Annotated in this window: 13 protein-coding genes; 6 read left to right on the top strand and 7 right to left on the bottom strand. The window is 72.4% G+C overall.

Annotated elements, in window-relative coordinates; translation table 11 throughout:
* Window positions 1-28: 28 nt before the first annotated feature.
* From ACIBG4_RS06405 to ACIBG4_RS06395, 3 genes are all read right to left on the bottom strand, one after another.
* Complete coding sequence (locus ACIBG4_RS06405) at window positions 29-328, bottom strand: DUF4193 domain-containing protein (protein ID WP_020542847.1); 300 nt, start codon at window positions 326-328, stop codon at window positions 29-31.
* Between the two features lie 283 nt (window positions 329-611).
* Window positions 612-1880 carry a sensor histidine kinase gene (locus ACIBG4_RS06400; RefSeq protein WP_397201238.1) on the bottom strand — a complete coding sequence of 423 codons (1269 nt, stop codon included), beginning with the start codon at window positions 1878-1880 and terminating at the stop codon, window positions 612-614.
* 121 nt (window positions 1881-2001) lie between these two features.
* Window positions 2002-2655 (bottom strand): response regulator transcription factor, encoded by a 654-nt coding sequence (locus ACIBG4_RS06395; RefSeq protein ID WP_397200945.1) that lies wholly within the window; start codon window positions 2653-2655, stop codon window positions 2002-2004.
* Between the two features lie 229 nt (window positions 2656-2884).
* Between ACIBG4_RS06395 and ACIBG4_RS06390 the strand changes: the two genes are divergently transcribed.
* Entirely contained in the window at window positions 2885-3049 is a 165-nt protein-coding gene (locus ACIBG4_RS06390) for a hypothetical protein (RefSeq protein ID WP_310710934.1), read from the top strand.
* A 126-nt stretch (window positions 3050-3175) separates the two neighbouring features.
* Here the strand turns inward: ACIBG4_RS06390 and ACIBG4_RS06385 are convergent, their stop codons facing one another.
* A complete protein-coding gene (locus ACIBG4_RS06385) occupies window positions 3176-3964 on the bottom strand; it encodes an inositol monophosphatase family protein (protein WP_355440639.1) in 789 nt (262 codons plus the stop codon).
* On the bottom strand, window positions 3964-5964 hold the full coding sequence (locus ACIBG4_RS06380) for an alpha/beta fold hydrolase (RefSeq protein ID WP_397200944.1): 2001 nt from the start codon (window positions 5962-5964) through the stop codon (window positions 3964-3966). The genes ACIBG4_RS06385 and ACIBG4_RS06380 overlap by 1 nt, the downstream gene beginning before the upstream one ends.
* A 99-nt stretch (window positions 5965-6063) precedes the next feature.
* Here ACIBG4_RS06380 and ACIBG4_RS06375 point away from each other — a divergent pair, with 99 nt between their 5' ends.
* On the top strand, window positions 6064-7026 hold the full coding sequence (locus ACIBG4_RS06375) for a ferrochelatase (RefSeq protein ID WP_397200943.1): 963 nt from the start codon (window positions 6064-6066) through the stop codon (window positions 7024-7026).
* On the opposite strand, the gene ACIBG4_RS06370 is transcribed toward ACIBG4_RS06375, so the two are convergent.
* Window positions 7017-8216 (bottom strand): lytic murein transglycosylase, encoded by a 1200-nt coding sequence (locus ACIBG4_RS06370; RefSeq protein ID WP_397200942.1) that lies wholly within the window; start codon window positions 8214-8216, stop codon window positions 7017-7019. The genes ACIBG4_RS06375 and ACIBG4_RS06370 overlap by 10 nt on opposite strands.
* A gap of 94 nt (window positions 8217-8310) precedes the next feature.
* Between ACIBG4_RS06370 and ACIBG4_RS06365 the strand changes: the two genes are divergently transcribed.
* Genes ACIBG4_RS06365 through ACIBG4_RS06355 form a run of 3 tightly spaced genes read left to right on the top strand, consistent with a single transcriptional unit; the run spans window position 8311 to window position 11657 of the window.
* Window positions 8311-9513, top strand: a complete 1203-nt coding sequence (locus ACIBG4_RS06365; RefSeq protein ID WP_397200941.1) for an MFS transporter — start codon at window positions 8311-8313, stop codon at window positions 9511-9513.
* A gap of 53 nt (window positions 9514-9566) precedes the next feature.
* Window positions 9567-10334, top strand: a complete 768-nt coding sequence (locus ACIBG4_RS06360) for a polysaccharide deacetylase family protein (protein ID WP_355452768.1) — start codon at window positions 9567-9569, stop codon at window positions 10332-10334.
* Window positions 10335-10376: 42 nt separating this feature from the next.
* Window positions 10377-11657, top strand: a complete 1281-nt coding sequence (locus ACIBG4_RS06355) for a D-arabinono-1,4-lactone oxidase (RefSeq protein WP_397200940.1) — start codon at window positions 10377-10379, stop codon at window positions 11655-11657.
* Window positions 11658-11685: 28 nt separating this feature from the next.
* Here the strand turns inward: ACIBG4_RS06355 and ACIBG4_RS06350 are convergent, their stop codons facing one another.
* Window positions 11686-12795 carry a hypothetical protein gene (locus ACIBG4_RS06350; RefSeq protein ID WP_397200939.1) on the bottom strand — a complete coding sequence of 370 codons (1110 nt, stop codon included), beginning with the start codon at window positions 12793-12795 and terminating at the stop codon, window positions 11686-11688.
* 344 nt (window positions 12796-13139) lie between these two features.
* On the opposite strand from ACIBG4_RS06350, the gene ACIBG4_RS06345 reads away from it, so the two are divergent.
* Window positions 13140-14165 (top strand): protease inhibitor I9 family protein, encoded by a 1026-nt coding sequence (locus ACIBG4_RS06345; protein WP_397201237.1) that lies wholly within the window; start codon window positions 13140-13142, stop codon window positions 14163-14165.
* Window positions 14166-14198: the final 33 nt, after the last annotated feature.

The raw sequence follows: 14198 nt of genomic DNA, 5'->3' as shown, positions 1-14198 counted from the left end.
GCCGCGGGCGAGCTGTCTCGCTCCGTGGTCAGGCCGCGCACTCCCGGCAGACCTGCTGGCCGTTCTTCTCGGAGGCCAGCTGGCTGCGGTGGTGCACGAGGAAACACCGCGAGCAGGTGAACTCGTCGGCCTGGCGCGGGATCACCCGCAGGCTGAGTTCTTCGTTGGACAGATCCGCGCCGGGCAGCTCCAGCGATTCGGCGAGATCGGTCTCGTCGATGTCGATGCTGCCGGACGACTTGTCGGTGCGCCTGGCCTGCAGCTCCTGCAGGCTGTCCTCACCGAGGTCGTCGTCTGTCTTGCGCGGGCTGTCGTAGTCGGTAGCCATGGTGCTACTCCATCCCCCTCATCCATATGTCTTCGCGCTCGTCGCGCGTCTTCTAACGTCTGGCAGGTGTGTCTTGTGCCCGCTCCGGTGGGGAGATTGTGCATCGGTACCCCGGTTGAACGAACACTGAACCTCCCAACACGTCAGGGCCTTCTGCCATCGGCAATGGTTAGCCAAATATGGCCAAACCCACAGCCTGGCGTCCCGCACCACCGTGTTCGACGGCACATCCAACCACATGTGCGGCAAGAACGAGACGCCCCCACCCGACCAACACGCCGGATCAGCGACTCGGAAGCCGGATGGTCACCACAAGTCCTCCGCCCTCTCGTGGCACGGCGGTCACGTTGCCGCCGTGAGCCTGCACCACGGCGCGCACGATGGACAGTCCGAGGCCGGCCCCCTTGGCCGAGTCCACGCGGTCCGCGTGGAGCCTTCTGAACGGCTCGAAAAGGCTGTTGACCTCGTACGCCGGGACGTGCTGTCCCGTGTTGGCCACCTGAACAACCAAGGCCCCGTCCACCATTCCCGTCCGGATCCAGACTTTTCCGTTCTCGGGGGCGTTGTACTTGACGGCGTTCTCCAGCAGGTTGCTCACGGAGCGTTCCAGGAGCACCGGGTCGCCCACGGTCGGCGCGCTCACCAGCTCGGTCGTGATCGTGACCCCGTGCTCCTCGGCGAACGGCGTCACCTGCTCGACGGCGGACGTGGCCACGTCCTTGACGTCCAGCGGCTTGCGCACCGCCAGCTCCCGCTCGCTGCGCGCCAGCAGCAGCAGGCCCTCGATGAGCTTCTCGTTGCGGGCGTTGACCTCCAGGAGGGTACGGCCCAGCGCCTTGAGGTCCTCCGACGCCTCCGGATCGGACAGGGCGATCTCCAGCACCGTCCGGTTGATGGTCAGCGGGGTGCGCAGCTCGTGGGAGGCGTTGGCCACGAACCGGCGCTGGGTGTCGAAGGCGACGTTGAGCCGCGTGAGCATGGCGTCGAAGGTGTCGGCCAGCTCCTTCAGCTCGTCGTCGGGGCCCCGCAGGTCGATGCGCTGGTGGGCGAGGTTGCTCTCCGACAGCTTGCGGGCCGTGGTCGTCATCTGGGTCACCGGGCGCAGCGCCCGGTCGGCGACGAAGTAGCCGAGGATGAGGGCCAGGATGCCCACGCCCACCAGGGCGAGCACGGAGCTGCTCAGCAGGACGTCGCGCGCCGTCTGCACGGCCTGCTGCTGCGCGATGCCCCACCGGCGCTGCGTGATGGCGGCGTCGATCGGATCGACGCCGCTCAGGTCCAGCGGCAGCCACGCCTCGTCGATGGCCCGCCCGACGATCGCGTAGATGGAGAACAGCAGCACGCCGGCCGCCACCAGGAACAGCGCGCTGTAGGTGAGGGTGAGCCGCCAGCGGATGCTGACCCTGCCGGGCAGCTCCCGCACCAGCTCGCGCGCCGACCGCTGGACGGGCGCGTAGCTGGGCGGCGGCGGGCCGTCCCAGACCGGCGGGCCGCTCGGCGGCGGCGCCTCGTTCGGCCGGGTGGCCTTGCGCTCCGAATGCGGGCTGATCATGGGGTGCGTGGGCACCGGATTCTCGCGCCGCTCCTGCCTCTCGGTCACACAGCCCCCTCCGCCGGGCCCCTCGCCCGCCCCTGCACCGGCCCTGTGACGACACCGCCCGGGAGGGCACGGCTCACAGCTTGTACCCCACCCCGGGCACGGTCTCGATCACCTGCGGGTCGCCCAGCTTCTTGCGCAACGTCATCATGGTGACCCGCACCACGTTGGTGAACGGGTCGATGTTCTCGTCCCATGCCTTGTCCAGCAGGTCCTCCTGGCTGACGACGGCGCCCTCGGCGCGCATCAGCTCCTCCAGGACCGCGAACTCCTTCTTGGTGAGCATGATCTCCCGGCCGTCGCGCTCGACCAGCCGCTTGCCCGGGTCGAGGCGGATGCCGGCCCGCTCCAGCACCGGCGGCAGCGCCGGGGCCGAGCGGCGGCCGAGCGCCCGCACCCGGGCGACCAGCTCGATGAACACGAACGGCTTGGCGAGGTAGTCGTCGGCCCCCAGGCCCAGCCCCTCCACCTTGTCGTCCACGTCGCCCGAGGCCGTGAGCATGAGAATCCGCGAGGCCGAGCGCTGCTCCACCAGGCGGCGGCACACCTCGTCACCGTGGACGACCGGCAGGTCGCGGTCCAGGACGATCACGTCGTAGTCGATGTAGGAGGTGCGTTCCAGCGCGCCGCCGCCGTCGTAGGCGACGTCGACCGCCATGGCCTCGCGCCGCAGGCCGGTCGCGATCGCGTCGGCGAGCACCCGCTCGTCCTCAACCACCAGCACTCGCACGCCCGTGCACCCCTCTCCCATTCTCGGCACTCATTCTGCACACGCCTTCGATAAGCGCACGGTAAGGCATGCGCCGACAACCTGCCGCAACGCCTCCGAGAATTCATGTTTCGGACAGCGAGCGCCCTGGGTATGCCAGCGGGACATCCATCGACGTGCCATGAGGGCACGGCCTCGTATGGGTGCCGCTTCTCCCTGGGAAGCTCGAACCCCGCAGAAAGTAGGTGAGATGGGCGAGTTCACCACGACGATCGAACGCCGCCTCGACCAGGCTTACCAGGGCCTCCAGCAGGCCCGTAGCGCCGGCGACGACTACCTCGCCGACACCCTCACCGCCGAGATCGAGGACCTGCGCCGGCTGGCGGACGATCACGGCATTCCCTTGCCCTGCTGATCAGGCGCGAAACACACCCGCTGATCACGCGTAGGAACGGCCGGGCCCCCTCCTCAAGGGGGTCCGGCCGTTTCACATGTCCACGAGCCCGGCCGTTCCACGCCTGCGCGGGCCGGCCGGGAGCGGTCAGGCGTCGCGTTCGGGGTCGAGCGGCGCGAGCAGGTCGTGCAGCTCCTCGAACAGCCCCGGCGCCGCGCACAGCAGCAGCTCGGAAGAGGCCGGCTTGCCGTTCAGGCCCGCCACCCGCGCCCCCGCCTCCGCGGCGATCAGCCCGGCCGCCGCGTAGTCCCAACGGTTGACGCCCCGCTCGTAGTAGCCGTCCACGCGGCCCGCCGCCACCGAGCAGAGGTCCGCCGCGCACGAGCCGCCGCGCCTGATGTCGCGCACCCGGGGCAGCACTTCGGCCAGCACCCTCCCCTGGACGGCTCGCCGCCGGGCGTCGTAGCCGAACCCGGTGGAGACCAGCGCCTGCGCCAGCGGCACCCCGGTGTTGCAGCGCAGCCGCTCGGCGCCCAGCCAGGCACCCTCGCCGAGCGCCGCGGTGAACACCTCGCCCCGCGGCACCACGTTGACGACGCCGGCGACGACCTGGCCGTCCACCTCGACCGCGATCGACACCGCCCACTCCGGCAGGCCGTACAGGAAGTTGACGGTGCCGTCGATGGGATCGACGATCCAGCGCACGCCGGAGTCACCGCCCGCCTCGCCGCCCTCCTCGCCCAGGACGCGGTCGCCCGGCCTGGCCTCCTGGATGCGGGCGCGGATCAGCCGCTCCGACGCCGTGTCGAGCGTGGTGACCACGTCGGTGGGGCTGGACTTCGTCTCGACGACCTCGGACATCGTCGGCCGCTTGGCGAGCAGCATGTCGCCCGCCTCGCGCGCGATCTCCTCGGCCAGCCGCGCGAACTCGTTCATCACGCCACCGACTCCGGCCGCTTCCACTCCTCGCCCAGCACGTGCTGGGCCAGGAACGCCAGGACGGTCTCGTACCAGGCGACGGCGTTGCCGGGCTTGAGGATCCAGTGGTTCTCGTCGGGGAAGTAGAGGAACTTCGCCTCGACCTCGGTGCGCTGGAGGTCCCACCACAGGCGCAGCGCCTCGCCGATCGGCACCCGGTAGTCCTTGTCGCCGTGGATGACGAGCATCGGGGTGCGGATCTCGCCCAGCGACAGGTGCGGCGACAGCTTGGCGTAGCGCTCGGAGCCGGCCGGGCCCAACTCGCGCTGCCAGTACATGGCGGCGTCGGTCGTGCCGACGAACTGCTCGAGGTTCCACAGGGAGGCGTGGGTGACGATCGCCTTGTAGCGGTCGCTGTGGCCGGCGATCCAGTTGGCCATGTAGCCGCCGTAGGAGCCGCCCATCGCGGCGGTCCGCCCGGCGTCGATGTCGTCCCTGGCCACGGCGGCGTCCACGATCACGTCGAGGTCGGCCATCGTGCGCGGACCCCAGTCGCCCCAGCCGCGGTCGATCATGGCCTGGCCGTAGCCGGTGGACATGCACGGGTCGGGCATGAGGACCGCGTAGCCGTGCGCCGCCATGATCCACGACTGCCAGCGCCACTGCCAGTCGTTCCAGGACCCGAGCGGGCCGCCGTGGATGAACACCACCAGCGGCGCGGGGTCGTCGGCGGAGGCGCCCTCCGGCAGGACGAGCCAGCCGCGGATCGGCACGCCGTCGTCGGCGGTGGCGGAGATCTCGGTGAGCGTGCCGGGCAGCTCGGGGCGGGGCGCGGGCGAGGGCAGGGCGGCGATCTCGGCCGCCGCGCCGCCCTGCGCCGTGTCGATGCGCACCGGGCCGGGCACGATGCCGACCCCGCTGCGCAGCGCGTACAGGAACCGGCCGTCGGGCGAGGCGTTGAGCCCGAGGTAGGAGGCGTCGTCCTCGGTGACCCGGACGGGCTCCGCGGGGTCCTCGCCGGCCGCGACGCGGAAGACGGGGCGGCGGCCCTGGTGGTCGGCCGCGACGTAGACGGCCGAGGAGTCGGGCGCCCACTCCACGTCCATGTGGAACAGCAGGTCGGGCGCGTACACGCGGCCCTCGCCGGTGGCCAGGTCGCCGATCCACAGCTCGGAGCGGGCCGGCACGTCGAGCGCGGTGAGCCGTTCACGGGAGCAGGCGACGCGGGCGCCGTCGGGCGAGACCGCGATCGGGCCGCCGAAGTCGTGGGCGTCGTCGCCGAACAGCACGCGCCGCTCGCCGGTGGCCACGTCGATCGCGACCAGCTCGGTACGCACCTCGCCGCGCGGCAGCGGAACCCGCCAGGTCGTCACCAGCGTCGCGCCGTCGGGCGTCAGGTCGAACGTGGCGTCGCGCAGCGCCTCGCCCGGGTCGGGCGTCAGGTCGCGCACGTCCTCCAGGCGGTCGGCGCCGAGCCGGGCGGCGAACAGCCGGGTGCGGCCGGGGCCCAGGTCGTGGTCCCAGTAGCGCACCGGGTAGCCCTCGTGCAGGATCGCGCTGATGCCGGCGTCCTTGCGCGCCTTGCGGCGCTCCTCCTCGGCCGCCTCCTCGCCGCCGAGCACGTCGGAGGCGAACACCACGACGTCGCCCGCCGTGCGGAAGGACGAGATGCCGCCGGGCCGCGCGGCCACCTGCCGCGCCTCGCCGCCCGCGCGCGGCAGCAGCCACAGCGCCGGCACCTCCTCTCCGGCGTCCTTGGCCGTGGTGTCCGGGCGGGCGGAGGTGAACAGCACGTCCCCCGCGCGGGTGAACGCGGCCGCGCTCTCGCCCTTGGACGACCGCGTCAGGCGGTACGGCTCACCGTCGACGGGGACCGCCCAGAGCGCCGTGCCGAACGACTTGCCGTCGGGGTTGAGCGACTGCACGACGGACACGAGCCGGGATCCGTCCGGCGCGAGCTTCAGCGAGAGAACCCGAGGGATGGCCACGTAATCACGTATGTCGTTGAATGCGCTCACCCGATCGAACCTACCTGTTCATGACCGCACCACGTGCGGCGGCTCGGTCACTCACATCCCTCGCGGGGGGCCGCGCGCACTCCGGCATAGGGTTGGCACGTGGGGAACTACGACGCGCTTCTGGTCCTGTCCTTCGGCGGCCCCGAGGGTCCCGACGACGTCATGCCGTTCCTGGAGAACGTCGTGCGGGGCCGCGGCGTGCCGCGCGAGCGGCTGCTGGCGGTGGCCGAGCACTACCTGGGCTTCGGCGGGGTCAGCCCGATCAACCAGCAGAACCGCGACCTGGTCGAGGCGCTGCGCCCGGTGGCGGGCGTGCCGGTGTACTGGGGCAACCGCAACTGGCACCCGTTCGGCGAGGACACGGTGCGGCGGATGAAGGAGGACGGCGTCCGCAGGGCGGCGGTGTTCGCCACCTCGGCGTTCGCCGGCTACTCCAGCTGCCGCCAGTACTACGAGGACATCGAGCGCATCTCCCTCGAAGACGGCCCCGAGCTGGTCAAGATGCGGCACTACGGCGACCATCCCGGTTTCGTCGAGGCGATGACCGACCACACCCGGCAGGCCCTCGACCGGCTGGGCCGCGACGACGCCCGCCTGGTGTTCACGGCGCACAGCGTCCCGCTGAGCATGGCCCGCACCGCCGGCCCCGAGGGCGGCCTGTACGAGGCGCAGCTGCGCCGCTCCGCCGAGCTGGTCAACCGGGCGCTGGGCCGCACGCAGCCGTGGGACCTGGTGTGGCAGTCGCGCAGCGGCCCGCCGCAGGTGCCGTGGCTGGAGCCCGACGTGTGCGACCACCTGCGCAAGGTCGACGCCCCGGCGGTGGTGCTGGTGCCGATCGGGTTCGTCTCCGACCACATGGAGGTCGTCTACGACCTGGACACCGAGGCCCGGCAGGTGGCCGCCGAGCTGGGGCTGCCGATGGAGCGGGCGGCGACGGCCGGCACCCATCCCGCGTTCGTGCGGATGGTGCGCGAGCTGATGGACGAGCCGGAGCCGGTGCCGTGCCCGCTGACCTGCTGCCCCTCCCCGGTCCGGCCAGCATCGGCCCGGGCTCAGGTGTAGGCGCGGGCGTAGCCCTCGGCGACGCCCATGACCTTGTTCACGTAGTCCCAGGAGTGGTTGTAGAACCAGATCGCCTTGCGCAGCTTCTCGCCGCCCTTGCCGGCGCCGTTCGCGCACAGGTAGTTGGCGGCTCCTGGCACCGCGTCGTACGGGCTCCAGATGTCGGCCTTGCCGTCGGCGTCGCCGTCCACGCCGTACACCTTCCAGGTGGCGGGCATGAACTGCATCGGGCCGAGCGCCCCGGCGCTGGACGGCCCGTTGTTGCGGCCGTGTGAGCTCTCGACCTGGCCGATGGCCGCCAGCACCGTCCAGGACAGGCCGGGGCAGCGGGTGGCCGACTGCTTGTACAGGTCCAGGTAGCTGGCGGGGCGGCCCCTTGCCGGAGCGGTGGGGGCGGCGGTCGCGGCCGTGGCCGGGGCCTGGGGCTTCTTCTTCTCCCGGGCCTTCTCGGGAACGAGGGACACGACCTGGGTGCCGGCGCCGAGCAGCCGGCGCACGCGGGCCTGGCTGATCGCGCCGCCCTTGCCGTGCAGCAGCACCGCGACGCCGCGCGCCATCCGCAGCTCCTGGCCGCGGCCGGCGCTCACCAGGCCGTCCACGCCGCGCAGGCCGAGCGCGGCCGACGCCGCGACGCGCAGCCGCGGGCCGCCGTCCACCTGGTACTCGGCGCCCAGCACGAGCCCCAGCCGGCGGGTCGCGGCGGCGTCGGCCACCAACTCGCCGCGCGCCAGCGCGCTCCAGACGCCGGGGTGCTCGGCGACGGCCTTCGGCGTCCACGACCGGAAGGCGGCCGGCTCGACCGCCAGCAGGTTGAGCGAGGTGCCCGACACCCGGACGGCGCCCGCGTCCACGACGACGACCTTCTGCACGTTCCTGACCTTGGCCAGGGCCAGGCGGGCGCTCTTCGGCACCTCGCCGCGGGCGATGGCGATCATGCTGGGCGGGGTGACGGTGACGCCCGGCCCGCCGGCCGCCGGCTCGGCGTCGTTCCTGGCCGGCGCGGTGGTGGGTACGAGCTGGTCGAGCCGTATCTGCTGGCGCTCCCCGAGCTGGGCCCGCCGCACCGGCTGCCGGGCCGCGTCGTGCGGGTCGCCGCCCAGCAGGACGGCCACTCCCCCGCCGAGCGCCGTCATGACGGCCACGGCCGCCGCCACGAGGAGCACGGACCGTAAGGAGGGAAGACCGGACACGCGGGACACGTTAGCCGAATCGGCGAGAAAATCCGGTGCCGAACGGACATCGGCCATGACAAGGTGAACGGGCAGCGACAAGGGGGGGCATCAGGTGGTCGGGCCGTACCGGGGGTTGTTCGACGGGCCGGGCGTCAAGGGGTTCGTGCTGGCCGCGTTCATCGGCCGGATGCCGATGTCCATGCTGGGCATCGGCATCGTGCTGCTGATCTCTGCGCTCAGCGGCTCGTACGCCACCGCCGGCGCCGTGGCCGCCACCACGAACGTCTCCTTCGCGGTCGCCGCCCCGCTGACCGGGCGGCTCGTGGACCGGTTCGGCCAGGGCCGGATCATCGTCCCGTTCGCCTCGCTGAACGCGCTCGCGCTGGCCACCCTCATGCTCAGCGCCGGCCTCGGCCTGCCCCAGTGGACGCTGTACGTCTCGGCGCTGCTGGTCGGCGCCACGTCGCTGTCGCTCGGCTCGATGGTGCGGGCCCGCTGGTCGGCGCTGCACGGCGGCTCGTCCCGGCTGCACACCGCGTTCGCGTTCGAGTCGGTGGCCGACGAAGTGATCTTCGTCACGGGCCCGGCCCTGGTGACCATCCTGGCCACCGAGATCAACCCGTACGCGGGGCTGACCGTGGCGCTGGTGTGCATGCTCGGCGGGTCGCTGGCGCTGGCCGCGCAGCGGCGCACGCAGCCGCCCGTGCAGTCCTCCCGGGGCGGCGGCGGCACGCCCATCCTCATCCCCGGCATCGCCCTGCTGGCCTGCGTCTACCTGGGGCTGGGCACGGTGTTCGGCTCGGTGGACCTGATCACCGTGGCGTTCGCCGAGGAGCACGGCGTGAAGGGGGCGGCCGGGTTCCTGCTGGCCGCGTTCGCGGGCGGGTCGATGGTGTCGGGGCTGTGGTTCGGGTCGCGGCACTGGCGGATCTCGCTGCGGGGACGGTTCCTGCGGGCGCTCGTGGTGTTCGTGGCGGGGCTGACGCCGATCATGTTCATCGGCGACACGTTCGTCATGGCGGGCGCGCTGTTCCTGGCCGGGCTGGCGATCTCGCCGACGCTCATCACCGGCTTCTCGCTGACCGAGCGGCTGGTGCCTCCGTCGCTGCTCACGGAGGGTATGGCGTGGATCTCCACGTCCATCGGGTTCGGGGTGGCGCTCGGCGCGTGGGCCGGCGGGCGGCTCACCGAGGCGGTCGGCGCGTCCAGCGCGTACGCCCTCCCGCTCGCCGCCGCGGCCCTCGCCGCGGTCGTGGGCGCCGGAGGTTCGGGTTTGCTGAGACTTCCCGAAGCGGCTTCACCGGCCGAGAGTTGATCCGATACCGTCGGGACATCCCTCGCAACACCCATCACATTGGATGCTTCGTTATGTCCCGACAAAAGAGTTCACTTCTGGCCATCGCGGCTGTAACGGTCGCCCTGATCCCGGCACCTGCGCTGGCCGCAACCCCGACCCCCACGCCCAAGCCGACGGCCGCCGCCGCGAAGACGGCCGCCAAGAAGGCGCCCGTGGACTGCGAGCAGGTCAAGTGCATCGCGCTGACCTTCGACGACGGTCCCGGCAAGTACGCGGGCACGCTGCTCGACACGCTGAAGAAGTACGACGCCAAGGCGACGTTCTTCCTGGAGGGCCAGTACGTCAAGGCCCGTCCGGCTTACGTCAAGCGCATGGCCAAGGAGGGCCACGAGCTCGGCAACCACAGCTACACGCACCCCGACTTCACCAAGCTCGAACCGGCGGCCATCCGGAACGAGATCCAGAAGACGCAGGACGAGGTGAAGAAGGCGGCGGGCGTCGAGCCCAAGCTGCTGCGCCCGCCGTACGGGCTGGCCGACATCCAGGTGTCCGAGGTCGCGGCGGAGTTCGACATGCCGATCATCCTGTGGACGGCCGGCTCCCGCGACTGGGACACCAAGAACGTGGACGCCATCCACAAGCAGACGCTCGCCGTGGCCCAGCAGGACAGCATCATCCTCATGCACGACTGGGTCAAGCAGACCGTCGACGGGATGCCGGCCCTCATCAAGACCCTGCAGGCCAAGGGCTTCCACCTCGTCACGGTGTCCGACGTCGTGAAGCGGCAGAACCTCGAGCCCGGCGACGCCTTCCCGCTTCCTGAGGGCTGGCAGAACTGAGTATCGTTCGCGTTTGACGGAACGAGCCTCGAAGGGGCGTCCATGGTCTTCACGAACTGGGCCGGCAACCAGTCGATCAGCCCCTCCGAGGTACGCGCGCCCGCCTCGGCCGACGAGGTCGCGCGCGCGGTGCGCGACGCCGCCGCCTCCGGGCGGCGCGTCCGCATGGTCGGCACGGGCCACTCCTTCACCGGGGTGGCCCTCACCGACGGCCTCCTGCTCCGCCCCACGGCGCTGACCGGCGTCCGCTCGCTCGACGGCGACCGCGTCACCGTGCTGGCCGGCACGCCGCTCAAGGACCTCAACGAGCTGCTGCACGAGCGCGGCCTGGCCCTGGCCAACATGGGCGACATCACCGAGCAGACCGTCGCCGGCGCCATCCAGACCGGCACCCACGGCACCGGCCGCGACAGCGGCGGCCTCGCCGACCAGGTGACCGAGCTGGAGCTGGTCCTCGCCGACGGATCCCTGACCACGGCGGTCCCCGGTGACGACCTGTTCGACGCGGCCCGGGTCGGGCTCGGGGCGCTCGGGGTGCTGACCGCCGTGACGTTCCGGGTGGAGCCCGCGTTCCTGCTGCGCAACCGGCGCCGGCGCGCCACCCTCACCGGCATCCTCGACACGCTCGACGGGCTCACCGCCGGCAACGAGCACCTCGACTTCTTCTGGCTGCCCCACACCGACGCCTGCCTGGTCAAGACCAACAACCGCGACCCCGGCCCGCCGAGCCCGCCCGGCGCCTTCAAGCACTGGCTGGACAACGTGTTCCTGGAGAACACCCTCTTCGGCGCGGCCTGCGCCACCGGTGCCCGCTTCCCCGCGCTCATCCCGCGCATCAACACGGTCAGCGCGGCGGCGCTCGGCGACTCCGAGGCGGTCGACGCCTCCTACCGGGTCTTCACCTCCCGGCGCGACGTGCGTTTCCTGGAGATGGAGTACGCGGTGCCCCGCGAGCACCTCGCCCAGGCCCTGCGCGAGACGCGTGACCTGGTCGAACGCATGGACTGGAAGATCACCTTCCCGGTGGAGGTCCGGGTGTCGCCGCCCGGCGACGCGTGGCTCTCGACGGCGTACGGGCGGGCGACGGGGTACGTGGCGTGCCACATGTACCGGCCGACGCCCCATCCCGCGTACTTCGAGGGGGTGGAGGAGATCATGGTGCGGCTGGGCGGGCGACCGCACTGGGGCAAGATGCACACGCGGGACGCGTCGTACCTCAAGGGTGTCTACCCGCGCTTCGCGGACTTCCTGGCGCTGAGGGACCGGCTCGACCCGGACCGCCTGTTCGCCAACGCGTACCTCGACCGGGTCCTCGGCGCCTGACGCCCTCCTCCCTCACTGGGTCAGGACGTCACTGCGGCAGGACGTCGCTGTCGGGCTGCGGCTCCTCCTCCACCACGTCCGGCTCGACGGTCTCCTCCGGCGGCGCGGTGGTGGCGGCCTCGGTCGGCCGGGCCGACCGGGTGTGCGTGCGCGTGGCCGTGGGGGCCGGCGTGGGCGTGGCCGTCGGCGTGCTCGTGCCCCGGCTCCGGGAGGGCGTCGGCGTGGGGCTCAGGGTGGGGCTCGGCGAGGCGGTCCGCGGCGGGGCGGCGGTCTCGGGCTCGCCGGAGAACGGCGTGCTGACCTGCGGCGCGGGATCGTGGGACGACTCCTCGCGGCGTACCGTCGGGTGCTTCGGCGCGGAGGCGGGCACCTGGCCGGTGAGCTGCTCGTGGACCGTCGCACGGGTGACGCCCTGGTAGGCCAGGATGCTGCCCATGCTCACCCCGAACGCCAGTCCCGCGGCGGCGGCCACCTTTCCCCAGGCCGGCATCCTGCCTCGGGAGCCGCCGCGGTCGGCGACGGACGGTACAGCGGGCGCGAGCGCGGTCACGGCGGCCAACGGCGCGGTACGGTCACCGGCCTGAGCGGGGAACGGGGCGGTGACCGGCGGCATCACGACCGTCGCGTCCACCTCACCCGCTTGTTCCCGCCCCGTCACCGGCGGTTCCGTCACCGGCGGTTCCGTCACCGGTGGCTCGGTCACCAGCGGCTCCGTCACCGGCGAACTGACCAACGGCGGGCTGGCCACCTGCGGGCTGGTCACCGGCGGGCCGGCCACCGGCGGTGCGGTGACCGGGACACCGGTGAGTGTGCGCGTGTGGTCCGGCGCGGCGGCGCCGACCGTGGCGTGGGCCGCGGTGGCGAGGGCCCCCTGGGCCTCGTCCTCCTCCGCGCCGTGCTCCCGCACCTGCCACCGCCGGGCGACCACCGTACGCCGGATGACCTGATCGCCCGTCCGCTTGAGGTAGTGCGTGTAGACGGCGGTGCCGACCGTGCTGGCCACGCTCATCACCGCGGCGCCTATCACCGTTCCCGCCACCCCGAGGTAGGACGCCGCCACCGCGGCCGTCACCGCCGCGAGGGCGCTTCCCCCGATCTGCGGCACGCTCAGCTCGAACTTCTGCTGCTCGCCGCCCATCCCCCGGATCAGTCCCCTCTCGTCATGCGCAAGGTAAAGAGCTTTCTCGTGAATAGACGCGAGGGCGTGTCCTGTTGTTCCTGTGACCCGTGTGACAGGCAGCCTCATAGCTCGTGCTCCGACGATCCGGCCTGCGCTTCGTGCGCGTCCCCTCCGCGTACGTTCGGGTCGCGCGCGTTCCTTCCGTGCGCGCCCCCTTCGCAAGCGCCTCCCTCACGCGCTCCTCCTCCACGCGTATCTCCTCCACGCGTGTCTCCTCCACGCGCTCCTTCTCCACGCCTGTCTCCTCCGCGCGGGCCTCCGCGCCGGCCTCCGCCCGCTCTCGCGGCGAAGGGCTGCGCGTGATGTCGGCCCTGCGCGTACCGTCCGCCCTGCGGGTCCCCTCGGTGTACGTAGCCACCGCGGTGGCCACGGCCGCGGCCACCGTGGCCTCCCTGGCCATGACGCCCGCCTCCGGGCTCGCCGCCCGGCCGATCGTCGCCGAGAGCACCCGGCCGTACCTCGTCACCGCCCGCGACCGGGCCGCCGCGCGCGACCTCGTCGGCGAGGTGCGGTGGAGGGTGCGGCGTTACTACACGGCGGCGCTGCCGGGGTTCGCGACGTGGCTCAGCGCCGCCGAGGTGGACGAGCTGCGGGCCGACCCGCGTGTGCGGGCCGTCGAGCCGGACCTGCCGACCCGCCCGCTTCGCGACCGCCGGGCCGTCCCGAGCGGTGTCGCCTCCGCGGGGGACGTCGCCGTGGGTGGCGGGGTGACCGTGTACGTGGTGGACAGCGGGCTCGACGCCGGGCGGGAGGAGTTCGGGGACCGGGCCTGGCACGCGTTCGACGCCACGGGCGGAACCGGGGACGACTGCACGGGACACGGCACACGCGCGGCCCGCCTGGCCGCGGGCCGGGAGCACGGGGTGGCGCCACGGGCCGGCATCGCCTCGGTACGGGTGCTGGGCTGCGGCGCGACCGGGAGCCTCTCGGACACGGTCGCCGGACTCGACTGGGTTCGGCGGCACGCCCGCAGGCCCGCCGTCGCACTCCTCGGCGTCACCGTCGCACCCCCCGCCGTCCCGAACGCCGGCGCACCGGCACGGATGGCTGCCGCGAAGGCGCGTACCACCGGCTCGCCCGCGCTCGACACGGCCGTGCGGCGGCTCGCGCGCTCCGGAGTGCCCGTGACGGCAGGCCCGCGACAGGCCGAAGCGGCCATCCGGAACCTGCGCCCACGCGATCCGGAACCCCGAGAAAGAGACCTCCACGACCTGGGGCTCCACCCAGCCACCTGGCCGTTCACTCCCACGTCTTGGCCGAAGTGGACGGCAGGAACGGTCGCGATTCGCCAGAATCCGTCGAGGGCTCTCCGGACCGGTGGGGTCTGAAAAGGATGGAAACGACAAATGTGACCGGCGTCA

Origin of the sequence: Nonomuraea sp. NPDC050383 (genome assembly GCF_044459125.1) — a bacterium.
GTDB lineage: Bacteria > Actinomycetota > Actinomycetes > Streptosporangiales > Streptosporangiaceae > Nonomuraea.
Note: the sequence above shows the minus strand (reverse complement) of the source record. Positions and strands in the feature narration are given on the sequence as shown.

Bases quoted from the DNA above. Each gene is read 5' to 3' on its own strand.
- ACIBG4_RS06350 (WP_397200939.1), bottom strand. From the start codon at position 12,795: ATGGGCGGCGAGCAGCAGAAGTTCGAGCTGAGCGTGCCGCAGATCGGG.
- ACIBG4_RS06345 (WP_397201237.1), top strand. From the start codon at position 13,140: ATGTCGGCCCTGCGCGTACCGTCCGCCCTGCGGGTCCCCTCGGTGTAC.
- ACIBG4_RS06400 (WP_397201238.1), bottom strand. From the start codon at position 1,880: ATGATCAGCCCGCATTCGGAGCGCAAGGCCACCCGGCCGAACGAGGCG.
- ACIBG4_RS06405 (WP_020542847.1), bottom strand. From the start codon at position 328: ATGGCTACCGACTACGACAGCCCGCGCAAGACAGACGACGACCTCGGT.
- ACIBG4_RS06385 (WP_355440639.1), bottom strand. From the start codon at position 3,964: ATGAACGAGTTCGCGCGGCTGGCCGAGGAGATCGCGCGCGAGGCGGGC.
- ACIBG4_RS06355 (WP_397200940.1), top strand. From the start codon at position 10,377: ATGGTCTTCACGAACTGGGCCGGCAACCAGTCGATCAGCCCCTCCGAG.
- ACIBG4_RS06390 (WP_310710934.1), top strand. From the start codon at position 2,885: ATGGGCGAGTTCACCACGACGATCGAACGCCGCCTCGACCAGGCTTAC.
- ACIBG4_RS06360 (WP_355452768.1), top strand. From the start codon at position 9,567: ATGTCCCGACAAAAGAGTTCACTTCTGGCCATCGCGGCTGTAACGGTC.